The organism is Dinghuibacter silviterrae (genome assembly GCF_004366355.1).
Taxonomy (GTDB): Bacteria; Bacteroidota; Bacteroidia; order Chitinophagales; family Chitinophagaceae; genus Dinghuibacter; species Dinghuibacter silviterrae.
The window spans coordinates 3,253,355-3,277,408 of sequence record NZ_SODV01000001.1 but is presented as its reverse complement, the minus strand read 5'-3'; the positions used below and the strand labels follow the sequence as shown (position 1 = coordinate 3,277,408).

General features: G+C 46.6%; 21 protein-coding genes. 7 read left to right on the top strand and 14 right to left on the bottom strand.

What is annotated here, in order from left to right:
- Positions 1–2: 2 nt before the first annotated feature.
- The 9 genes from EDB95_RS14210 to EDB95_RS14170 all read right to left on the bottom strand — a co-directional run bounded on the left by EDB95_RS14210 (position 3) and on the right by EDB95_RS14170 (position 12,867).
- Complete coding sequence (locus EDB95_RS14210; protein ID WP_133994465.1) at positions 3–758, bottom strand: DUF4397 domain-containing protein; 756 nt, start codon at positions 756–758, stop codon at positions 3–5.
- A gap of 9 nt (positions 759–767) precedes the next feature.
- Positions 768–1,991: a redoxin domain-containing protein gene (locus EDB95_RS14205; RefSeq protein ID WP_133994464.1), complete on the bottom strand. Its 1,224-nt coding sequence runs from the start codon at positions 1,989–1,991 to the stop codon at positions 768–770.
- A 19-nt stretch (positions 1,992–2,010) separates the two neighbouring features.
- The gene (locus EDB95_RS14200) at positions 2,011–3,417 is read right to left on the bottom strand and encodes a RagB/SusD family nutrient uptake outer membrane protein (protein ID WP_133994463.1); all 1,407 of its coding nucleotides are present in this window, start codon (positions 3,415–3,417) and stop codon (positions 2,011–2,013) included.
- An 11-nt stretch (positions 3,418–3,428) separates the two neighbouring features.
- Positions 3,429–6,779 (bottom strand): SusC/RagA family TonB-linked outer membrane protein, encoded by a 3,351-nt coding sequence (locus EDB95_RS14195; RefSeq protein WP_133994462.1) that lies wholly within the window; start codon positions 6,777–6,779, stop codon positions 3,429–3,431.
- Positions 6,780–7,042: 263 nt separating this feature from the next.
- Complete coding sequence (locus tag EDB95_RS14190; RefSeq protein ID WP_133994461.1) at positions 7,043–8,260, bottom strand: FecR family protein; 1,218 nt, start codon at positions 8,258–8,260, stop codon at positions 7,043–7,045.
- A gap of 384 nt (positions 8,261–8,644) precedes the next feature.
- A complete protein-coding gene (locus EDB95_RS14185; RefSeq protein WP_133994460.1) occupies positions 8,645–9,256 on the bottom strand; it encodes an RNA polymerase sigma factor in 612 nt (203 codons plus the stop codon).
- Between the two features lie 9 nt (positions 9,257–9,265).
- Positions 9,266–9,883: an RNA polymerase sigma-70 factor gene (locus tag EDB95_RS14180; RefSeq protein ID WP_133994459.1), complete on the bottom strand. Its 618-nt coding sequence runs from the start codon at positions 9,881–9,883 to the stop codon at positions 9,266–9,268.
- A gap of 431 nt (positions 9,884–10,314) precedes the next feature.
- Entirely contained in the window at positions 10,315–11,247 is a 933-nt protein-coding gene (locus EDB95_RS14175; protein WP_133994458.1) for a FecR family protein, read from the bottom strand.
- Between the two features lie 111 nt (positions 11,248–11,358).
- Positions 11,359–12,867, bottom strand: coding sequence for a M20/M25/M40 family metallo-hydrolase (locus EDB95_RS14170; protein ID WP_133994457.1), 1,509 nt, complete (start codon positions 12,865–12,867; stop codon positions 11,359–11,361).
- A 238-nt stretch (positions 12,868–13,105) separates the two neighbouring features.
- On the opposite strand from EDB95_RS14170, the gene EDB95_RS14165 reads away from it, so the two are divergent.
- Both EDB95_RS14165 and EDB95_RS14160 read left to right on the top strand, forming a co-directional pair.
- Entirely contained in the window at positions 13,106–14,161 is a 1,056-nt protein-coding gene (locus EDB95_RS14165) for a relaxase/mobilization nuclease domain-containing protein (RefSeq protein WP_133994456.1), read from the top strand.
- Entirely contained in the window at positions 14,113–15,882 is a 1,770-nt protein-coding gene (locus EDB95_RS14160) for a type IV secretory system conjugative DNA transfer family protein (protein WP_133994455.1), read from the top strand. The genes EDB95_RS14165 and EDB95_RS14160 overlap by 49 nt, the downstream gene beginning before the upstream one ends.
- Before the next feature lie 234 nt (positions 15,883–16,116).
- Here the strand turns inward: EDB95_RS14160 and EDB95_RS14155 are convergent, their stop codons facing one another.
- Positions 16,117–16,980, bottom strand: coding sequence for an anti-sigma factor (locus EDB95_RS14155; RefSeq protein ID WP_133994454.1), 864 nt, complete (start codon positions 16,978–16,980; stop codon positions 16,117–16,119).
- A gap of 3 nt (positions 16,981–16,983) precedes the next feature.
- Positions 16,984–17,532 (bottom strand): RNA polymerase sigma factor, encoded by a 549-nt coding sequence (locus tag EDB95_RS14150; RefSeq protein ID WP_162852601.1) that lies wholly within the window; start codon positions 17,530–17,532, stop codon positions 16,984–16,986.
- Positions 17,533–17,945: 413 nt separating this feature from the next.
- On the opposite strand from EDB95_RS14150, the gene EDB95_RS14145 reads away from it, so the two are divergent.
- The 5 genes from EDB95_RS14145 (at position 17,946) to EDB95_RS14125 (ending at position 20,495) form a co-directional block, all read left to right on the top strand.
- Positions 17,946–18,380: a hypothetical protein gene (locus EDB95_RS14145; RefSeq protein ID WP_133994452.1), complete on the top strand. Its 435-nt coding sequence runs from the start codon at positions 17,946–17,948 to the stop codon at positions 18,378–18,380.
- 144 nt (positions 18,381–18,524) lie between these two features.
- Entirely contained in the window at positions 18,525–18,962 is a 438-nt protein-coding gene (locus tag EDB95_RS14140; RefSeq protein WP_133994451.1) for a hypothetical protein, read from the top strand.
- Positions 18,959–19,756 carry a helix-turn-helix domain-containing protein gene (locus tag EDB95_RS14135; protein ID WP_133994450.1) on the top strand — a complete coding sequence of 266 codons (798 nt, stop codon included), beginning with the start codon at positions 18,959–18,961 and terminating at the stop codon, positions 19,754–19,756. The genes EDB95_RS14140 and EDB95_RS14135 overlap by 4 nt, the downstream gene beginning before the upstream one ends.
- Positions 19,757–19,819: 63 nt before the next feature.
- Positions 19,820–20,194, top strand: a complete 375-nt coding sequence (locus EDB95_RS14130) for a VOC family protein (protein ID WP_133994449.1) — start codon at positions 19,820–19,822, stop codon at positions 20,192–20,194.
- A 43-nt stretch (positions 20,195–20,237) separates the two neighbouring features.
- Positions 20,238–20,495 (top strand): hypothetical protein, encoded by a 258-nt coding sequence (locus EDB95_RS14125; protein WP_133994448.1) that lies wholly within the window; start codon positions 20,238–20,240, stop codon positions 20,493–20,495.
- Between the two features lie 41 nt (positions 20,496–20,536).
- Here EDB95_RS14125 and EDB95_RS14120 read toward each other — a convergent pair whose 3' ends face one another.
- The 3 genes from EDB95_RS14120 to EDB95_RS14110 all read right to left on the bottom strand — a co-directional run bounded on the left by EDB95_RS14120 (position 20,537) and on the right by EDB95_RS14110 (position 24,032).
- On the bottom strand, positions 20,537–21,613 hold the full coding sequence (locus EDB95_RS14120) for an acyltransferase family protein (protein WP_133994447.1): 1,077 nt from the start codon (positions 21,611–21,613) through the stop codon (positions 20,537–20,539).
- Between the two features lie 106 nt (positions 21,614–21,719).
- On the bottom strand, positions 21,720–22,796 hold the full coding sequence (locus EDB95_RS14115; RefSeq protein ID WP_133994446.1) for an acyltransferase family protein: 1,077 nt from the start codon (positions 22,794–22,796) through the stop codon (positions 21,720–21,722).
- A gap of 156 nt (positions 22,797–22,952) precedes the next feature.
- A complete protein-coding gene (locus EDB95_RS14110; RefSeq protein ID WP_133994445.1) occupies positions 22,953–24,032 on the bottom strand; it encodes an acyltransferase family protein in 1,080 nt (359 codons plus the stop codon).
- Positions 24,033–24,054 lie beyond the last annotated feature (22 nt).

Here is a 24,054-nt window from a genome sequence, read left to right as displayed (position 1 = left end):
CCCTAATAATTATTCATTTGATAAACCTGCAAAGGGGTGCTGAATCCCGGCAACTCTGAGCCAGATATTACAAGAGTATTGCATTTAAACCGTGTAAAACTCCAAGAAAATGTAGTTAATAAAGTCCCGGATTGCTCATCTCTAATCTCAAATTTATAGTACCCCCCAGGAACCAAACTACTAGCCGAATATTTTTTAAACATGCTGACTGACTTATATGCAAGTCCATAAAATTCAGTGTCGGCAGGCACGTTCCCATGTATATTTACACTCATAGGCAAACTCCCAGATACTAGATTTATAAACCTCACACCAACAGAGCTATCACTATAAATGGGAATCTTATCTTGAACCAAAACCGTATCCGTATTAACAGTGTCGCCCGATAAGAAAAAAGAATAAATACTGCCCCCCTGAAGATTAAGGCTGCCAGAAAACAACGGTCCTTTTGAATTCGATAAAATCGTATCGGTGTTCTGTACAATATAAAGATCATTGGAGCCGCCAACTGGCGAAAAAAGATACACATTGCCATAGTAAACTCTCGTAGCACTTGAAAACCATTTGAGAGGTTCAAAAGTACCAAATACAGGTATAATCGGTGCGCTGCCCGGAATCGCGTTAAATACATTAATTGAAACAGGCGCGCTGCTTCCTCCTCCGTTTGTACCCTTTTTACATCCCCAAATAACAATAATCAAGATAAAATAAATGACTAGACATTTAACACGATTCTTGGCAATAATATTGACGTTCATATAAACTAACTATTTTGAATTATTTGCAGTTGCGACAACATCCCCGTTGTCAAGATATTTCCATAAGTACCATAACAACTCCGGTTCGCTCGGATCCCATGCAATAATCTTTCCATTCTCATCTATCAATACATTTGAAGTATTGGGCTCGGATGCTTTCCCATATTCAAAATAAACTTTTCCAACTACGCCATCACCACCCTTCAAATCAGATACGTTATACCAAGGAAAATTTTGAGTCTTTACAAAACCTTTCCACTCATAATCCGTAGTATCCGATGAAACTCCAATAATATTAAGCCCTTTAGCATGATACTTCTTATAAACTTCGTTCAACGTATGTTGATATTCCTTTCGCATATAAGAATTTACAGCCCAAAAATTAATAATTGTTAATTTCCCTTTCGCTACAACGTCTTTTAAATCAAGCACTCCTCCACTTAAATCTGGAAGTTTAAAATCAGGAAACATCTGTCCAACGCTCAGTTTGGCATACCTGTACAGAAGTTTACCATAATGGGTTTCCCTTGTCGCTTCATCAAGTGCTTTATATTCATCCATAAGAAATTGATCATGCCCAGATCGTTCATAAAGTTTATCTCCTATAATTTCAGGCACCATAGCAGGAATGGACACTTCAGCCGGATCTGGGTTATGCAACAAGCTCCAGTAACAAGCCTTATTTAAATCCATCTTTGCCATAATTGTAGCACCAATTGTCTGTGGATCAAATCCGACTGAGTCATAAATTTTCCTTAAAGATCGATTCAAACCTCCCATTCCCTGGCAATACATACTCATCCCCGTAAAATAATAGTGCCAAGTATGATTCGAAATGCTCCCTTTAAAACTAATGTAATTGTCTAAAAAGCTGTGGTTAATCATTCCTATATCGCTGTCACAATCAACTCTAATGTGTTCCCCATTTCCAATTAATAATCTATATACCTTGGATGGGTGCTTCTCAAACCTCATCCAATAAAACCTAGGACCTTCAGGAACAAAACCTGTCAGTTTAAAAAATCCACCCTTAACATATGCAGAATCCATCTGCTCAAATTGAAACCCCTCATCAAGTGCAAGGTTCATAACTACCTTCTCCCCTTCTTGAAGACCACGAATATTACCCAAAATTTCATAGCCTATTTGGCTTTGAGCATCAGGCGCGGTTGGCATCAAAATTGCCAATAGAATGAACAGACAAATACCGAAGCGAACATAAGATCTACACATATAATTTAATATTTACGCGCTAATAACCCTCATTTTGCGTGAGTTCAGGGTCCGTTTGCAATTCAGATAACGGGATGGGAAACAGAAGAGAACTACTAGTAACGGTAAAACCTTTATTAGCTGTTAAAACCTGAGCAGCATTCCCCCAACGTTTCAAATCCAGCCATCGATGACCCCATTCCGCAAATAACTCGATTCGCCTTTCTTGTTCAACTGCCAAAAGTACCTGGGCTTGACTCAAATTATTTGATAAATTACCAAGACTCACCCTATTCCGAATAATGTTCAAATCCGAAATGGCCCCACTTAGATTATTGTTCTCTTGGGCTCTGGCCTCAGCTCTTATCAAATATTGCTCGGCAAACCTCAACAGCATATACGCTTCTCCAATAGCTCCCTTTGTACCCTGTCGTATTTTATATTTATATGGATAATAATAATAAACACCCGAAACTTTACTGCTATCAAGCCAGTGAAATCTCCGAGCATCTCCCATTTCAAATGAGGCCAATAAATTTGAAGAAATATAAAATCTAGGGCTTGATGTATTAGAAGGAGGGATAAAAAAATTACCCTCTTGAGTAGCATATGGGGGATTATTTATTACCTGAAGTTGTAAAATCGCCTCGGTGCTATTGGGCAAAAAAACGCTATCTAGTGTCTTGGTTAAAGTGAACATTCCAGAACTAATTACCGCAGAAGATGCCGAGTCTGCACTATTCCATTTTCCTTCGTATAAATATACCCTTGCTAACATGGATGTAGCCGCCCAGGAGTTCGCCCATATTTTTTGACCACCAGTTAGAGAATAGTCACCAGGCAACTCAGACTGAGCCAATAAAAGATCTTCTTCAATCTGAGTATAAATTTGACTAGCCGGTGTTCTTGTTATTCCTTGATGCAAAGTCCAGTCTGTTGAGGTGACAAGGGGAACGTCGCCAAAAAGATTGATTAAATAAAAATAACAATACGCCCTAATAAACCTAGCTTCCCCGTCCAACTCGGTCTTAATAGTGGAGCTAAGCGATGTTGAAGCTTTCAGGCCTTCAATTGCAGCGTTAGACTGATATATACTAAAATATATCGGAGACCATAAATAATTAATAACATATGCATTATTGGAAAGAAGAAGATTTGATTGAAATTGGTACAATGGGCCATTCGCGCTATACAATTCAATCTCATCACTCGATAAACCACCAACTTGAGTAGTTACACTATTGCTGTATATCGTGTTATTCCTACCATAACTCATCTGACTATATATGCCAGTTATTGCAGAAATGGCATTGCCCTGATTGCTAAATATCTCACTGGTCGTAACGCTGCTTATAGGCTCGGGAACTTGCACCAACTTGTTACAAGAACTTACCAAAAAACCCAGAAAAACAACTCCGTTAAATATATTCTTATATGTTCGCCACATATGGTATATTTTTAGAATTCAAAAGATAGTCCCCCAACCAAGGTTTTCGCCGGCGGCATCGCGCCAAAACCTTGTGTTTCCGGATCAATTCCTTTAAAGCCCGTAATTACAAATAGATTATTCGCATGAATGAATAATGAAATACTGTTCATACCAACCCTTTTCAGATAGTTACCTGGCAGGTTATAAGAAATTGCGAGGTTCGAAAGGCGTAAAAAAGATGCATCGGTATATGCCGCGTCCGAAAATATTTGATAGTAAAGATTAGTTTGGGTATACAGAGTCGTATATTTTGCTATTGGGGCTATGTCACCCGGCTTTTGCCACCTATTCAACACAAACGTTGGCTGGTTTTCAATGTTACCCGGATACTGACCTTGGTATACGGCGTTGACGCCTATTTGTTTCTTATAGCTAAAGAATAAAACTGCCTGCAAGGATTTATATCTAAAATTCATTCCTACTCCACCAAAAAATTTGGGGCTCAGATTATGAATATATGTGTCATCGGGCGTCCCATTATAATTTATAACGATGTTACCGTTATGCAACTTGTCATAAAATGTATACACTCCGGTCTGAGGATCAACTCCCGTATAGTGCAGAAGCCTTACTATGTTCAAGGGCTGTCCAACCACATATTTTCCAACATATGGAGATAAATTAAAACTAGGATACGAAACCAACTTATTTTGATTCGAAGCAATATTAAAATCCAATCCCCAGCTGAAATTTCGAGTATCAACAATCTTTAAATTCGAAGAAAATTCCAAACCGCTATTTTGCACTAATGCCGGTGAATTAGCCACTACACTCGTAAATCCGTTAAGTGCTGGCAACGGAAATGAAACAAGTTGATCACCACAGCGATCTCTATAGTAGGCGATTTGAAGGCTGATGCGATCCCTTAAAAATCCAAGGTCGAGCGCCGCCTCCAATTTTTTATTTACCTGCCAATGAAAAACCGAATTTGCGAGCTGAGTGGGCACAACGGATGCATTGCCACCATACGGATATGTGCTATTTGAAGACCACTGTGTTAGATAAGCAAATTCGGGAATCGCATCACTCCCCGTCGATCCATAACTCCCCTTTAATTTACCAAAACTAAGAAACCCCAAATTTTGTTTAACCCATTGTTCGTCTGAAAATATCCATCCAAGCCCAATAGAGCCGAAGTTACCGAATTGCTTACCAGCCCCAAAACGAGATGAGCCATCCCTCCTACCATTAAGATCGACAATATATTTGTCGTCAAAAATATAATTAACTCTTCCATAAAGTGCCACATATCGATATTCGCCAGAAGTCTGATTAGACTGTATTGATGTACTATTTGAAATGGAGCGGATTAAATTATCAGAAGTATACCCAGTTCCAATAATATCTACTCCATCAGTATTTGTTTGTTGAATAGTAGTGCCTATTAGTGTGCTTAACTTCCCCGTTCCGATGCCGTTTTCGTAAGTGAGTCTCGGTTCAATAATCCAGTTTCGATTACTATTGTTACCCCAATTATTACTTCCGGTTGGGTTGTTTAAAGGGTCCTGAGCAGCGATGTAATATATCGTCTGTTGGTTATTTTGTGAGTTATTATAGCCAAAACTTGAAACAATGTGTAGTCCATTGTATATACGATATCCTAGCGTTAAATTGGTACTTTGAAAAGTAGTTTTTGCTGTATAAGGCTCTTTTAATTGGGCGAAGGGAAAAGCCGATCTTGCTGCTGTATTTGCGCCTCCCCAGCCATTATAATTGAGGTTGCCCGCTGAGTCATAAATCGGTGGCGCATCTGGCGGATAAATAACACTCCCGGGAAGTGACACCATATTTGACGTCGCAGAAGAATAAATACTATTCAATGAAAGATTGAACTTTTGATCAATTGACCTATGCATTAAACTTAAAGAGGCAGATGCTCTTTGATCTCCCCCACTAACAGTCAAAATATTCGTAGTGTTATTATATCCCGCGCCAATACGGAATGTTGTATTTGCATTACCCCCACTTAAAGAACACTCAGCATCAACGGCCCTTCCTGCATGCCCATATAGTTCCCGCTGCCAATCCGCATATTTGGTTGTATCCCAAGATAGTAAGTCATATGCGTTGCCGGCATTTGGCGTGATTCCATCATTTTTGAATGCTTCACGCCTCATTTCAAGGTATTGAGGGGTATTCAATAACTTGTAGAACCTCGTCACTGCGGTGAAACCATCTTGTACATGCATATCAAAACGCGTCTTACCCTGCCTACCTTTTTTAGTGGTAACTAAAATAACACCATTTGCACCTCTCGATCCATAAATGGAAGTCGCGTCGGCATCCTTCAAAATCTCGATACTTTCTATGTCAGCTGGATTAATACTAAAAAAGGGGCTTTGACCCACTGCAGGCCCAGGATCACCGTTTTGTAAAAAACCTGAAGATCCACTAGTATAACTTGAATTTCCACCAAGTTCCATTATACTAAGCGGAACACCATCAATCACATACAGCGGGTCAGATGGAAACGTCTTATTGGACAGCCCAATTGAGCTGCGCCCCCTTAACTCCACCTTTATTGGAGCACTTGCAAATCCGTTTGTTTGATTAACATCCAATCCTGGCACTTTACCCTGAAGGGCTAGCAATGGATCTATAATTGGCTGATTTTCTATCTCTTGCGAAGAAACCTTGGCTATATCTCCGGTAGTATAACGCTGAGAGGTAGTCCCATATGCAATAATTAAAGTTTCATCGAGTTGATTAAACTTTCTTTTTAAGCGAACGTTGAGAAAGGATCTTCCTTTCAAGGGGATTTCGAAGGATTCATATCCCACAGACGAAACTATTAGCACCGCATCATTATCTATCCCATCTAAACTAAAATCCCCATTCTCATTCGCAGAAATAATAATCCTTGTCCCCTTTACCATAATGGTCGCAGCCGAAATACTCCCCCCCCCTTCATCTGTAATCTTCCCCACCAATTGAACCTTCGCCGGACCAGGACCAAGCGCAGCGTTATTTTGCACTGCCTCTTCCTTTTTTTTACTAACAACCAGATAACGCGCCTCGGTAATGGCATACGTCAAATTAGTCCCTTTTAAGCTCGCCTCCATCGCCTCCGTCAGAGACACATCTGTAAGTCGAATACTCACAGGTCTCTTATACTCCGAAAGCGTCGGATCCATCCACAGATAGTACCCAGACTGCTTCGATATGTCTTTCAAAACCTTCTCCAGTGGCGCATCCTTATACGACAAATTAATCTTCCCCTGGGAATATCCCCGGGCACTAACCTGTATACAGAAAGCCACGAGTAAAACAACAGTTAGTTTCATGCACAACACCAATTGCTTGGGTAAAAACAATTTCATAATTTAGCCTTGTTTTGGCGTTAACAATAAAATGACGTACTTCCTGATTCGGATGTAAAATTTTGGTTAACCCGGAACATACCGGCCGTGGGTAGTAGAAGTACCTGCGGCCTTTTTGTGTCGGGTCAGCGTCCTTTGATGTTCATAGTTTGCTAATCACATAGCGCCAATCATGAAATGTTTTTCCTGGTGAGCTAGCGGCAAGTCCTGGCATGATGGCAACGGATGGGATAGGGTATCCTCAAAATAAAAGCTACATTGGATTAGGGCCTCTCAACAATCAGTTTTTTATCTACCAGTTTACAAGGAATGCCGCTGAGGTTTAAGAGCCGGACAAGGACACTTAGGTTTTCGTTCCTAGGTGCTGTACCCTCCAGCTTCTTATCACCCAAGTCTCCTTCATAAACGATGTCTATGTCATACCAGCGGGCGATTTCCCGCATTCCGGTTTTCAAGTCGGTATGGTCGAACACGAACAGGTCTTTGGTCCAGGCAGTGATCTCGTCGAGGTCGACATGATTCTGGATCTCGATACCGCCTCCGTCCAGGACAAGCGCCCGTTGACCGGGAACCAGGACATGGCTACCGCCAACCGTAGGTGCCACCCTGATCGATCCCTGAACAAGCGTATACTGGGCGGCGCCTTCCTCTGTATAGGTATTGACGTTAAAAGCCGTTCCCAGGTCCTGAATGTCGGCCTTGGCGGTATGTACGATAAAGGGTTCCTTGTGATGAGCGACCTCGAAATAGGCCTGGCCGGTAAGATCCACCTCGCGGCTCGATCCGGCGAAAGCGGTGGGGAAGTGTAGGGAGCTAGCGGCGTCGAGCCAGACCTTGGTGCCGTCGGAGAGGACAAGTTTATATTGCCCTCCCCGACCGGTTGTCACCGTATTATAATGCAGTTCTGACGTCGTAGATTCAGCCTTATAGGATAAAAGTCCTCCGTTATTCTTGATTGAATTACCAGCAACCGGCTGGGCAATCAGGCCTTCGTGGCTGCGATCAAGTACGATCGTTTTACCGTCGAGGGTAAGGGTGGCCTTATCTTGCCCCGGGAGGATGTCGTTAACGACTGCAGCAACCTGGGGTGCCACCTGGTGTGCCGGCCAGTATCGATAGAGCGCAAACCCACCCAGCAATAAGAGAACCGAGGCAGCAATGCCGGCAACCCAAGGTGTGTACCTTACGGTTTTAGACTGAGCCATAACCGGCGCCATACCCGCCTTGGCCATGACTTCCTTCAGTGCCCTTTCTGTATCGGCGTTGAGGTCCTTAAATACATCGAGTTTGCGGGAAAAACGCTCCTCCTGATCAAGAAGCTCATCAAACCATTCCCGGTGCCTGGGGGAGACGTCCAGCCATTGCTGGAGGTCATCCGACTCTGCCCTGGAAAGAAGCCCCTCTTTATACCTTGCGACCAGCTGGGCTGCCCGGAAGAGGCTAAACAGGTCTTTCTCGTTAATATCGTCCAATCGGTCCATTCAAACCACAGCCCATTTTTTGCGTATTTGTACCTAGGTACAAATACGTAGGGCGCTATAATAAAAACACTCAACCAAGAAACTTTAACCCATCGGGGCAACGAAAAAGTTTTTCATACGTTATCCCCGTAACAATTTGATAATTAAGAACTAACCTTTGTTAGGAATGATGGAGGCAGGGCAATTTTAGGGCCATAACCCCTGGGGAAGGGGTTCCTTAACCTAAAATTGATAAAGGAAGGGGAAAGTAGACACTTCCCCCTTGTTACGTGTAAGACATGAGAGAATCCGTTCCCTAGTCACATTTCCCTAGGGACTCTACTTAAAAAACAAATGACCGAACGGGACCAACCATTCGGAATAGAAAAAAGGGATAAAAATTTACTACAAACCGGCCTTTTCGACCAAAATAGAGAGTAGGGTGATGGCCACCGCACAATGCGCCAGGCGTTTCCTGAGCATTTCCATGGCCCTTACGCGGGTATTCCGCACCGTCTGGGCAGACAGGTCCATGGCGGCCGCGATATCGTCCGTATTGAGCCCTTCCAGGGTAAGACGCAATACCCGTTTACATTGTCCCGGTAGAGTGTCCAAGGCTTTGTACACTTCCTGCAGCACTTCCGCATCAAAGATCCGCTGCATCAGGGTGTCCCCAAGCTCCTCCTGGGAGAGCTCGTCGACCAGGTTCCTTTGATGATCGCTCATCATTTTGACCCGGCGGAGATGGTTGAGGGCTGTATTCCGGGCCGTGATATACAGAAACGCCTTGATCGCCTTCAGGTTCTCAAACTCCTCCCTGAGGCCCCAAAGTTTTATAAATGATTCGGAAACAATGTCTTTTGAGGTATCCGCGTCCACCTGAAAGTCTTGTACAAAATAACATATTGTCCCGTAAAACTGGCGAAAGACCTGCTCGAACGCCCAGGTCTTTCCTTTCCGGAACTCGGCAATGAGGTAAGCCTCTTCGGTATCCATATTCATCAATGCGCTTGCCATACAAAGTAATTAAACCGGTTTTACAACATCGACCACTGAAGCTACCAGGGCCACCGCCAGGGTACCGCCGGACAGTTGTTGCCTGAGCAAGTGGGTGGCCCTGTTCCGGGTATTCCGTACGGTTTGGACGGAGATGCTCATCATATTTGCTATTTCCTCTGTATTCAATCCTTGCAGGGTCAGCCGGACAATGCGTTTACATTGGGTCGGAAGGGCCTCTATCGCCTTGTAAACCTCCCGGATTACCTCCGCATCGAAGATCTGCTTCATCACTATATCCTCGATCTCCTCCTTCGACAATTCCAACAACGCCGTCTTCTGGTGACTCGTGACCAGTCTGGCGCGTCTAAGATAGTTCAAACAAGCGTTCTTCGCGCTGACATATAAGAACGCCTTGATCGCCTTTACATTCTCGAAGTTTTCTCTCAGGTGCCAAAGCTTGACAAATACTTCCGATACAATATCCTTAGCTGCCTCCCCGTCGTAAATGAATTCCGCGGTAAAATAACAAATGGCGCCATGGTGCTTGAGGAAGATCTGTTCGAAGGCCCGGGTCTTTCCCCTCCGGAACTCCGACACCAGAAAATCCTCTGCTGCGACTGTATCCACCAATTCTCCAAAAGTCATACCTAGATTATTAAACCCCGGCTCCCGGGAAGTCTCCCCATATCCCTTCCATGCATACGGAAACACCTCCCTATCCGGATTGATAAATAATAAAATGTTCGTAAAACGATTTGGTGGTAAAAGGTCCTCTTGGCGAGGTACGTATTTTGACTGACACTAAACTACGGGTATCCGTATTAATACGTACGTCAAACCTAGTAATTTTTAAGTGAATTTTATATTAAGGGGCAATGTAGGTGTAAGCCTACGTGGACGGGTGCTTGACAACAATCGAATAGACTAAAATAACCTATTAAAGCCGACATTTTTTTATTCTCCTTATGACATGCAAGTCAATGTGTAAGAGACGAACTTCTCTTTTCCGGAAAGAGGACGGCTATTCATTCTGTTCAGGAGGGAAGTTCAATATAAGTATACAAAATACACGTACTTCAGGGATCTACGAAGAGGGTCTTTGCTTCGATACGGAAGCGAACTTCCAGGCGCTTTACGAAGGCAAAAAGGGGCATATTTCTAGGGACGGAGAATGTATACCGTTGGGACGTGTTTGATCGGTTGATCACCTGTACCCCGTACCAATTGGATACATCCCTGAGTATAGTGGATAGGTCTGCGTCGGTATACGTAAAGGAACCCTCTTTCCAGGCAACTGCCTCCTCTGGGTGAACGGGCTCCGCGACGGTCAACTCTCCTGATTTGCCCAAGCGTGCCCGTTCACCGGGATGCAAGGTCCGCCCCGCTACCATGACTGCACCCTCCAGGAGGGTCGTCTCTACAGCGTTTTCATTGGGGTAGGCCCTGACATTGAACCTGGTACCAAGGACCTGTATAACTGCCTGTCCGGCGTGCACTTTAAAAGGGATCCGTCCCGGGGCTACCTGGAAATATCCCTGGCCGGTCAGAACAACCTCACGGGTTGCTCCCGCAAAGGTTAGCGTGCTGGAAGCATCCAGCCATACCCCGCTTCCATCCTGAAGCAATAGATAGCGCTCGTCCCCCACTCCAGTTACAGCGGACACAGGACGGCCCACGAAGTAGGAATAAACGGCCACAAGCCCCACCAAAACACCCATCACCGCCCCCATCACGGTTCTCCTACGTCGTCGCCGCTCTCGACCCGGGTCGTTCCCGACCCGGGCACGTACTTTTAAAAGTTCTTCATTGCTATCCAGGCTGGCAAGGACAAACGAGCCCCACTTGGGACGGAAGGTATTCTCCTCCAGGTGCTCGTCAAACCAAGCCTGGTGTTGAGGGGATTCTTTCAGCCAGTCCATCAATTGGGCATACTCCTCCGGTGATAGAAGCCCCTCCTTATAGCGGGCGATCATCTTGGCAGCATCGAAAAGGTCATAGAGTGAACGCATAGGTATTAATGAATAAATTCAGATACGCAATTCGCCAATCCTTCGGATTTACTATTATAAAAACTGAACAGGGTAAAACAACTTCCGTATAAATACGGATTCCTATAAAATTTATTTCCTGGGGATCATCCCATCCCGCATAGCGGTCTGATACACAAAGGTGGCGATGATGGCGGAGGCCTGTTTCAGGTCATCCGGAGACAAGTGGTCGTAAGTGTCCATATTGCTATGATGGGTGCGGGTTTCATATTCCAAGGGGTCCTGGATGAATTGGAAGCCTGGTATACCAACATCGGCAAAAGACAGATGATCCGTCCCGTCGGTACCTTGAACGGTGATGGTGGACGCCCCCAATTCCTTAAATGGCTCCAGCCATTGTTTGAAAACCTCCCCCGCGGCGGTATCGCCCTGAAGATATACCCCCCTGATCTTTCCCGACCCTTCATCCAGGTTGTAATACGCCGATACTTTAGACCGGGCAGTGGAATCGCTCTTAAAATGCCGACCAACATACCCCCTTGACCCCAGCAATCCCTGTTCTTCTCCACTCCAAAGGATGATCCGTATGGTTCGTCTGGGATGTATCTGTAGGGTCGTCAGTATTCGCATCACCTCCAACATGACTGCAGATCCTGCCCCATTATCAGTGGCCCCTGTCGCCGATTGCCAGGAATCCAGGTGCCCACCGATAATGACAAGTTGATCCTTGAGCAAAGGATCTACACCGGGGATCTCCCCAATAACATTGTACGCAATGGAATCCTTTGTGACATACCTGGTCTCCATATCGCCTTCCAACTTTACCTGTATTCCATCTTCCAATAGACGCTGGAGCTGATGATAGCCCTCGAAGGAAAGTTCCAGCCGCATGGGTTTCAGGCTGTCTTCCCAGCGGTAGCTGCTCGTCCCCTGGACATATACGGTTCCATCCCGGTCCCGGACATTACTGGTTAGTGACCCAATAACGCCTTCCTGTTGAAAAAATATATTGGGGCTGACCATCACAGGCCGGCGAACCGTAGGTTGCGGTGAAGGGCGCCTGTTGACGATGGATGGCCGGGGAGGGATGGGTTGTGGCGGCGTCACTATACTTGCCAATTCTGAGTCGGAATATCGCTTTGCATCAGCTTCGAACGGAAACTGGATGGAGGCTGAACTGGGATACAAGACGAGTTTCCCTCTCAACGTCCCCCTCAGCGCTGCTTGCTCCGCCGAATCCTTCGGATGATATAACGCCACCTCCGCCGTAAACGGCCAACCGGTGCCTTTCGACCAGGCCACCGGGTAGGCAATCAACGGCTGATAATAAGGCTCCGTCATCGCCAGGTAATCCCTGGTCACCTCCCACCCCTTCCCAAACGTCCCCCAGGGTTCCAGATCAACGTTTGACAATCCCCAGCTCCGTAGGGTGGCCAGCACCCATTGCTGTGCCCTGTAAAGGCCTGGAGAGTTGGTCAACCGGGGCCCGCTGGCGTCGGTAAGGTGAAAGGCAAACTCCATCACCCGGGAATGCTCGAAAGCTTCCGTCTTAATACGGGCGACTATAGCGGAATCGGGGGTATCCTGGCTGCGGACGGAGGCGCAGGACAAGATAAGAAGAACGACTAGGTATTGTTTCATCGATACGCGTTAGGGCGTTTTCATAGGCTAGCAACGGATCACAGAGACAAGCAAATAGACGTTAAAGGCCAGGGGATCAAAAATGGGGAAATGCCTAAGTAAGGGCGTTTGATATCCGGAGGAAAACTTGTGCAAAGCGGAGTATAGAGGGGTATCCGTGGAAACCCGGAGTTTCTTTTTTGGGAAAGGATATTTTAGTAAGCTATCCTATCTTTATTCTTCACAAAATTTTTCCCAGATGATAACACAATTAAGACAGGCACTCAACATCCGGAAGGCAATCCACTATAACGAAAAGAAGGTATCAGGAGGTTTTGCCAGGCTTCTATTGGAAGAAAACGCCCCGATTGATGTCTCATTATTGAAAAGTGGCCTGCACATCGTCCTGGCTTTTGACCCAGGCGACCAACTAGGGTCCGATAGCCTTGCATCTTTATCCAGGCGATACATGTTTCACATGGACCTGGACCACGAATCGTTCCGCGTTTATCAGCACTTGGATACCTTCCATCCCCACCTTCATGTCGTCACCAGTTACGACAGCTTTATTTCGGAACGTAGACTTCGCATGCAGTCTAAACGTGTCACCCGCGAATTGGAACATGAATTCGACCTAGTACGTACACAACCACTTAGGGACACGGATTATGTCTTCATGACAAAGCTTGACGGGCATCAACATCTTTTAGATGGAGAGCCTGTTTACCCCGCCAGATACGGCAAGGAGGTCATGGGGCGAGCCATCCATCGTACGGTAAGCAAAGTCCTGGAAGATTATCAATTTACCTCCCTGGTGGCCTACAATGCCCTCCTGCGCATGTATAACATCAAAGCGGACCGGGGGCGCCCAGGGTCACGCATTTATGAACACCGCGGCCTGGTGTACCGCTTGCTGGATGAACGGGGCAAAACCCTAGGCATGGGTATAAAGGCTAGCCGGATACCAGGCAAGCCCACGCTTGCTTTCCTGGAAGACCGCTTCGCCCGCAGCCGGAGCAATGAAGAGAACGCGTCCCGGCGGATAAGGACGTATATTGATTGGTTCATGCAGGGAGACACGCCTCCCCTGCCTGCTCTCCAGGAGGACTTACTGGCGGTAGGGGTTCAACTACTATGGAATGGCGACCAGTTGGCCTTCCTGGACAACCGGTCGTGTTGGGTCATTTCCGGTGAAAGCCTTGGTCCCGAATACACCGCTTCTACCTTGATCGAACGCTGCCAAGCGCAACAAAAAGACCTGGTCCTATGCCACAGCCTGAGTCATACCGCCGACTGGCCCTCGCAGTCGCGATAACCGCTATTGCCCTCTGGATCTATATTCACGCCTACGCGCTCCTGGGCCCCCATCACTGGGTCTCATTGGACCGATGGCTCTACCACAGAAGGGAGGACTGGATCTTCAAAAAGATCTGGGCCCTCCCTTCATTGGCAATCGCCGCCTGGCTTATGGCGCGCTTAGGACATAGCGTCACGCCCCCCGTCTTCAACACCGAAGCCGAAAGCTTCCCCCAACAGCGCCGTCGACTGACCAACCCCTACTCCGTCAACCTACGGACCCGCTACGTATTCCAGGGGCACAAAAAGAGGGGCTGGGTAAATATTCTTGAACCCTTCCGCGGCCTCCTGGTCATGGGTTCCCCCGGCTCCGGCAAATCCTGGTACATCATCCGCCCCCTGATCGAACAACAACTGCAAAAGGGGTTCACCATGTTTGTCTACGACTTCAAGTACGACGACCTAAGCCGCCTGGTCTATCGCTGCTGGCGGCAATACGGAAACGGCACCACCTTCCACCTGGTCCACTTCGACGACCTGGCGCGCTCCCAACGCTGCAACCCCATCCACCCCGACACTCTAACGGACCTGGCCGAAGCAGCCGAAGCCTCCCGCGTCCTCCTCCTCAGCTTAAACAGGGATTGGATCCGTAAACAAGGGGACTTCTTCGTAGAATCTGCCATCAATTTCCTGACAGCCCTCATCTGGTTCTTAAAACGACTCAAGGGCGGACAGTACTGTACCCTTCCCCATGCCATCGAACTGATGCAAACACCCTATGAAAGTCTTTTCTCCATCCTGCGGACAGAGCCACAAATCGAGTTTCTGATCAACCCCTTTATTTCCGCCTACCATCAAAACGTAATGCCCCAACTGGAAGGCCAGACAGCAGGCGCGAAAATATCGCTGGCGCGCCTGGCCGTCCCCCATCTCTATTATATTCTGTCAGGAAACGACTTTAGTCTGGACATCAACCACCCGGACAAACCCCGGATCGTTTGTATGGGTAACTCCCCCCAGAAACAAGAAGTCTATGGAGCAGTGCTTTCCCTCTATGTCTCCCGTCTCGTCCGCCAGGTGAACCAGCCAAGCCGCCTACCCTGCGCCCTGGTTTTCGACGAGTTCCCCACCCTCTATTTCAACGGGGTGGATACCCTCCTGGCAACTGCCCGTTCCAATAAAGTAGCAGCCACCCTAGTCGTCCAGGATATGAGCCAACTCAGAAAAGAATACGGCAAGGAACAAGCAGACGTTCTATTGAATCTGACAGGCAATGTGATCGCCGGCCAGGTCACAGGAGAAAGCGCCCACCAGTTATCCGAACGCTTCGGCCGGATCCTCCAGGAAAGAAAGAGTACGCATAAAGGGGAACGCTCCGAAAGCACCGGCCTCTCCTACCACCTGGACCCAGCTTTACCACCCTCCCGGCTGGCCACGCTCTCCGCCGGTGAAATGGTCGGTGTCCTCTCAGACAACCCGTCCCAACCGCTGACATACAAACTTTTCCACGGCCAAATGGTTCGGAGCCCGGAAGCCCCATCGGTAGAAATACCAATGCTGGACAAGCCCCCAACCGAGAAGGATATCAACGATAATTACAATAAGATCAAAGAGGAAATTAGAGACTTGGTGATTGACGCCATGGAACGAATTAACAAGGAACCGAGCTTACAACATTTGAGAGTGCAACAGAAAAAAGGAGAGATAACTCATTGGCATTTAAAAGAAAAGCCCGCTTAGAAAAGCAGGCCGCTAGCTAACCTATGAAAAACACCAAATCGTTCTTAGACCAAAGTTAAGGTACACTAAAGAAATTCGTTGTTATCACATCACAAATGAGATCATAACGTATCGTTAACGAGCGGTTCAACTACAAGATTTGAGGGGAAATGACAAAGGGAAAATGGCTAGTAACAAAAAGGCCGTGGAATTTCTTCTCACGGCCGGGTCATAGGTACGGACTGAAACTGTCTTTTATAGCTTGCCCATCATGCACAAATTGCTGAGGGTCGGCGTCTTGCTACCGCCCTTTGGCTCTACCGTGACGGCAAAGGCCTGGGCGTTTGGAATATCTTTTTGGAAGCTGGAGCTTGCCTGAAGGTCTTTGGGATCGAACACACCGGCGTCGATGGGCTTGCCGTCATACAGCGCCCACAACTGGTATTGTTGCTGGGACGATAGTTCGGGTAAATGGGCGTCTACGAGGAGGAGCTTCTTGGTCTCCGGATTCCAGTAGACCAGCATATAGTTATCGGCCGAAGTGATCTTGTTACCCGCTACGGTGCTGAGCTCGATGCGCCGCGTCAGGATGTTGCGCATGAGATTCACCTGTGTTTGCATACGGGTCATCTGATCCTGGTACTGGTTCTGGGCGTTGGCCAGATCCTGGTACTGGGTCCTCAATGCAGTCGCTTCCGGGGCCAGGCGGGCGTAACGGACCGCCATCCATACCGTCAACCCAGTAGTCAGGACAAGACCGGCCACCAGGGCCGCCATGGCCCATTGGGGCTGGCGTTTCGGATGAAGGGGGCGTACCGGTGCGGGGGCGGTATGGTGTCCGTTGCCACTCACGGGAGGGATCCCGTTTAACGGTATTTTAGGTTCCTTGCGGATCCTGCCGAGGATTTCGTCGATCTGCTTCTCTTTCTCCGTGTCGGGCATCTGGAATTCCTGGGGGCTGAGCCACTCGATCATGACCTTTTCGATTTTCTCGATCTCGGAGGCCACGGCGGGATTCTCCACGGCAAGGATACCGATATCCGACATCTCCCTGTCTGAGAGAACGCCGGCTACATAGAGCTCCAGCTTTCCGGATGATATCAGTTCCTCAAGTGTCATTCCTTATGCGATACGATATTGTTTTCTCAATTCAACAATGGCATTCCTCAACCGGGTTTTCACCGTCCCGAGCGGTATATCCAGGACTTCGGCCGCCTCTGCATGGGAATAACCCATCATATATACGACGTCGACGACGTCCCGGTGGCTGGAGTCCAGTTTTTCCAACATCTTTTTTACACCGATCAGCTCCGTGTTCAGGGAGGGGACCGGTTGGTAATCCTGGGCTTCGGATGTTTCCAGGGAGCGGTTCTTGAGTTGGTTCTTGAAGTCTTTCGACCTCAGTTTGTCGATCGCCGTGTTGCGGCTGATGTTCATCACCCACGTAAACAACGTTCCCTTCGAGGAATCATAGAGGTGGATGTTGTTCCAGACCTTGACCATGGCTTCCTGCAGAATATCCTTTGCTGCCTCGATGTCGCCATTGGTGATCTTAGTGATAATAGATAGAAAAGCATTGGAGTAGTTGCGATACATTTCAGCAAAGGCCGCCTCGTCGCGGGCCTTCAGCCGGGTCACCAAATCTGCCTGAAATGTGAACGCGTTTCCCAAGGAGAGGTTTATAAATAGGATAAGTAATTGGATATTCCTCACGAATTTACACATTGTTTAACATTTACAAAATTTTTTTTACACTAACGGTGTAGGTTAACCGAAGTCCAGGAAGTCCGTTAGGAGCGTTGACCGAAAGTCGCAGTAGTTCAACGATTCTGGGCGTTCGTAGTCCACCGGTCAAAAACCGTAATTTTACATACCGTTCCACAAGGAACATTTTTTCCACAGAATTTCCACAAACCATTTTATCCATTCTGGGAATACTTATCTAAACGCCCTATCCGCGACAGGGATTTGTGAAGCGTTTGTTAATGATAGAAAAGACGACAGGGTAAATAGGTTCAAAATCACTGCTCGCTTGTTTTAGCAAGATACCAAACGATTGTTTGCTAAACCAAAATGAACCCTCTATGCCAAGAGAATTTGACAGCCGCCTCGCTCCCTACGCGGAGCAACTGACAGCCATCATCGGTGGTCACGCAGCACTACAACAGGAGTACGAGGCCAACCGGCGCATTTTCAATGCCCACTTTCGAAAAGTCCTGGCAACGGAAATCCGGCCGACCATGGACGAGGTAATGGCAGAGTATACCCGGCGCGGCTACTGGGTAGAGATCCACAGCCTGATCGACAGACGGTATCTCGCACACGTACATCAGTGCTATTCCATCAACGGCACTCAAGCCGGGAAAGTGGACATTGCTGCCGTAGCCAACTATGACTACAAGAAAATTTTCTTTATCCTGGAAATGGGCGAAAAGACCCACCAGCAGCAACTTACAATGACAGAGGTGAACCGAAAGGCCATCCTCGACTGGCTTTTGCCTTTACTACCTACCCTATAGTCCTTACAGTAGTAAGTTTCAGCATTCACAACCAGGTTACGGGTTTCTACCCGTAACTATTTTTTTTACAACTATTTGTAAGTCTGGAAAAACATGCTAATTTTAATTAATACCTACTAACCAAGAATTCAGCAACTTTATGGTATGCTAAAAGCGCCCGTTTACCCACCCATTGCATTCGATGAGCGGCCGGCCGCCCGGGAGGAGTTGTTGCGGGAATACGAACGGAAGAGGAACGCTTTCAACTCGGCCTTTTCTTCCCTGGTACAGACGGAGATCCACCCCGCCCTCCACCGTTTCCTGGACCAGGTCAGGGACCAGGGACACCACCTGGAGCTGGACGCCGGCACACAAGAAAAGTTTGAACAGTACCTCCACCGAAGCTATTCCGTTCGCCTGAGGGGACACCACAAACCGGTCGTTTTTACATTCGCGGGCAATTATGACCACCGCAAAGTTTTTATCTATACCGAGTTCAACGAATCCACGACGATCAATGTCTATGACCCTTCCCAGATCAACGAACCGCTTTTGGAACGAATTGTGCTGAAAGGACTGGGTAAGATCGTCTCTGCTGCATGACCTATCTGGAAATACCGCCCCCACCCTTGCTTGCCCCGTATGTACGGTTCTTTTGGGTGCTGGAAAGCAACTTTCCACCCGGAGAAATGTACGTCCACCGCACGCTGGCCAGCGGCTGCCCGGAGATGGTATTTCACTACAAAGGCTCCTTTACCGAAATCCTGCCCTCTGGAGACCAGGCCCCGTCTTTTCGATCCGGTATCACAGGACAAACTACCAGCTTCAACCGCTATGCGATCCAGGAAAACTTTGGCATCTTCGGTGCCTTCTTGTACCCCTATGGGCTCCCGGCGCTCTTTGGGGTATCGGCGCAATCGGTGTCGAATCAATCGGTAGACCTGGCGTCGCTCTGTGGGGCCGAGGGCCGCATTTTGGAAGAGCGGATCTTGTCCGCCCCGGACAACCCGACCCGTGTCGAATTGCTAAGCACTTTTTTGACGTCCCGCCTTCACCCCCTCGAAGCCTTCGTGATACACGCCATACGGTCGGTCGTCAGCCGGGAGGGACTGGTAGACCTCGCCTACCTCGCCGACCAATGCTTCCGGTCCCGCCGCCAGTTCGAACGCGACTTCAAAACTTATTCGGGCTTCAGTCCCAAACTCTTTGCCCGGCTTAGCCGGTTTGGCGGCGCCTTGGAGCCTTATGGAGACAAGGGACTAACCCTGACGCAGATCGCCTATGCCTGCGGGTACTACGACCAGTCCCACTTTATCCACGAGTTCAAGGCCTTTTCCGGACATCACCCCAAGGAATACTTCGGGGGGAAGGCGGAAGCGGCGCAGTGGAAGAACTAGGTTGTCGCGGATTTACAATTTCATGCCGCCGCTCCGTGGCACCTTTGTCAAAAAGTTTATCCCATGCAAGTTCCCGACAACTACCTCCCCATTATGCCCTACCTGATCGTCCCCGGGGCCTACCGGTTCCTGGATTTTGTAAAAGACGTTTTCGGTGCCACCCTCCAATACAGCGCCGACCGCTCCCCGGGCATCCTGATGCACGGGGAACTTCGTATCGGTCCCGCCGTCATCATGTTTGCCGATGCCACCGATGTCTACGCCCCCTTCCCCTCCTCCATGTTCCTTTATGTGGACAAGGTTGATGAGGTATTTGCAAAGGCCCTGGTGCGGCCCGACGTTACCCTTCTACAGGAGCTCGACAACCGGCCCTATGGAAGGGGCGGCGGATTCAAAGATGCATTTGGGAACGCCTGGTGGGTGAATTCGCCTGTTTAAACGGGAAATATTTCCTACCTTCCTCCCCAAAATAGAAGCAACTATGGGCACCATTCCAAAATTCCTTTCCTGCGACAACTTTATGGAGGACGAAGACGGCGAATACGTATTACACACGGAGGCGCCCAGGTTCCTCGCCAAATGGAACGAAGAAGAAGAAGGCTTCGACATTGTGGCTGAGTTCGAAGACATCACCGCCCACTTTAATGGCGACGAAGACAAGATCACCGGCTTGTTCGAAGAAATGGCGACCTGGTACTCGGAATACGACGAGTGGTTGGATCAGGACGTCGAAGAATAGGAGACAACTTACCCCCTATACACACTGCGGCCATTCTACCATCACACACTGATAGCACTCACCCCGATGGGGCTGGGTGCTTTTCTTTTGCCTGCAAAGCGGGATTTTAGGTGGAGGAAGGGTTTTTCGATGATGTAGTATGAGAACAGGGCTGATGTTGCGATGAATAACCAGTTTTGCGGGAAATGCGTTACCCAATATTGCGTTCTAAGCATAAAAAATTGCTGCCAAAGGTATATACTATAGGACAGCACGCCAACATAGTTAAATACTCGTGTATTTAATATCCGATACCAAGTTTTTTTCGGACCATACACCGAATACATCATCACTATCGCTATAGCTGTATTGGCGATCGTTCCGGTCAAATCGCCGAAAACAACAAAAACATAAGTAAGTGTATCGCCGAAAAAATACACCAGCCATGGCCAGCTGAAAAGGGTTATCAATGATATATTAATAGCATCCTCCCAATAAGGTTGGAGGAACTTTATAATTTTATCCCTATATAAGGCGCAAATGCATCCCGTCGCTATAGAATTGATTCGTACAAAAAAGGATGTATAGCCTATCCAAGAAATGGGATGAAAGTGGAGAAATAGCCGGAAACAAGGCACTGCTGCCACAAGTGCGATGGCCGCATATTTTCTTACCTTATCCCCCAGCAAGAATATAAAAGGCCAGAAAAAATAGAAATTCTCCTCTACTGAAAGCGACCAGGCATGAGCAGTATAGTCCTCAATTTTATAGTTAACGTATTTAAGGTAGATCAGCGATGTCAGCCATGATGCCTTTGGAATATGCAAAATATCCAATCGTTGAAGAAAGTAGTATACAAGAAGCAGGAAATAATATGCCGGAAAAATGCGTAGGACACGCCGTATGTAAAAGTCCTTTAGCGATATGGAGCCCCCGTCCTGTTCTTCCCGCAACATAAGATAAGTGATCAGAAACCCGGAAATCACGAAGAAAACAGTCACGCCAAACTGACCATTGAAGATAGGCAGGTAATAAAGTAAAGATTGTTCGATATTAAAGTTGTACCCAAGCTGATGATATAACAAGACAATCATAATACTGATAGCCCTCAATCCGTTCAAGCTGGGAAGTTGTCTCATAAATAAAGTATGATAACCGCCAGCTTAAAAATAGTCCCTATATGGATCTTGTCACCTATAGAGAAAGAATAATCCCAAAATCACAACAAGTCTGCATCATTTACCATCACACTCTGATAGCACTCCCCCTGATGGGGCTGGGTGCTTTTCTTTTGCCCGCGAAGCGAGATTTTAGGCGGAGGAAGGGTTTTTCGATGATATAATAAGAAAACAAAGCACAAGCGAAAATGAAGACCAGATTTTGCGGGAAATGTGTCACCCACCAACCCGTTTTGAAAATAAATACTTGCCAAAGATAAAGACTATAGGACAGAATGCCGGCGTAATTAAGCACTCTGGTATTCAGCAGCTTATACCATATTCCTTTTGGACCATACACAGAAAACATCACCACCATCGCGATCATTATATTCGGAATGGTTCCGGTAGACATCCCCAAAAAAACGAAAATTAAAACGAAAGAGGTACCAAAGGTCAAATGGGCAAGCCCTCTCCATATGAATAAAATAATTAGAGAAGATATAAAAACGGCACTCCAATTAAGATTCAAAATTGCTAGTATCCTATCCTTAAATAAGGCGCAAAAACAGCCAGTAGCAATTGCATCGATCCTCACAAAAAAAGACAGGTCACTTATCCATACTACAGGATGAAAAAACAAGAAAGTTCTTAAAATCGGGGCGATAATCATAAGAAAAACAACAACATACCTTCTTGCTTTATCACCCATCAAAAATACGAACGGCCAGAATAAATAGAAATTCTCCTCTATGGAAAGCGACCATGCGTGAGCAGTAAAATGATCAATTGAATAGTTAATATACTTTACATAGGAAAAAGCTGTCAACCACGCCCTCCCGGGTATACCAATTAAGCCGACGATTTGAAGAATGTAATAAACGAACAGCAAAAAATAATACGCCGGAAATATCCGTAGAACACGTCGTATATAAAAGTTCTTAAGTGATATTGCCCCCCGTTCCTTTTCCTCATTCAATAATAGTGTAGTAATGAGAAACCCAGAAATCACAAAGAATACATGCACGCCCAGCTCGCCATTGAGAAAAGGGATATAATATATCGATTTTTGCCTGACGTTAAAGTTGAACCAGAACAGGTGAAAAAAAATAACAATAAAAATACTAATAGCCCTCAATCCATTCAAGCTGGGAAGTTGTTTCATAAGTAAAGTTTAATTTCTCCAGCCTAAAAATAGTTTTCCGAAAGGCCTTATCACCAACCAATAGAGAATACTCCCAATTTCAAAAAACTGTCCATTCCTTCCATTCCAATAACCTCAACCCTCTCGCCTTCAGCAACAACGGCACCAATTTTACTATCAAACACTGACAGCACTCACCCCGATGGGGTTGGGTGCTTTTCTTTTGCCTTTGAAGCGGGATTTTAAGCTGAGAAAGGGTTTTTCGATGATGTAGTAAGAGAACAATGCCGCAGCAACGATGAATAACCAATTTTGTGGGAATTGCGTCCCCCAAAAGCGCGTTCTCGTCATAAAAAATTGCTGCCAAAGGTATAAGCTGTAGGACAGCACACCGATATAATTAAATAAACGGGTATTCAACACCTTGTACAAGGATCCTTTTGGACCGTACACGGCATACATCATTACTATTACAATAATGACGTTAACTACCGTTCCGGACAATACACCGAACGCAACAAAAATATAGATTGCAAAAGTACCATGGACTAATTGCCCCAGCCAAGGCCAAATAAAAAGAGTGGTCAACGCGATAAGGACAGCATCCCACCAAAAGGGACTGAGAAACTTTATAATTTTATCTTTATACAAAGCACATAGGCACCCTGTCGCTATCGAATCGATCCGAACAAAAAAAGAAAGTTCGTCTATCCAGGTAATGGGATGAAAGTAAAGAAATAGCCGAAAACAAGGCACAACTCCCACGAGTGCTAAGGCCGTATATCTTCTTACTTTATCACCTAGCAGAAATACAAACGGCCAAAAGAAATAGAAATTCTCCTCGATAGACAACGACCATGCATGGCCGGTATAAACATCGTCATTATAGTTAATATACTTGACGTATAATAACGACGTCAACCAGGAGCCGCCGGGAATATGAATTATGTCAAATTTCTGTAAAACGTAATATACAAAAAGCAAGAAATAATATGCAGGGAAAATACGCAGCGCACGCCGCATATAGAAGTCCTTTAGCGAAATTGAGCCCCCTTCTTTTTCTTCCTTCAACAAAAGCGATGTGATCAAAAATCCGGAGATGACAAAAAATACATTCACGCCAAACTCACCATTGAAGAAGGGAATGTTATAGAGGAGGGATTTATTATCATGCAAGTTGGCCCCAAGTGTATGATAAACTAAAACAATCAAAATACTTACAGCCCTCAATCCATTCAAGCTAGGAAGTTGCTTCATAAATAAAGTTTAACTGCACTAG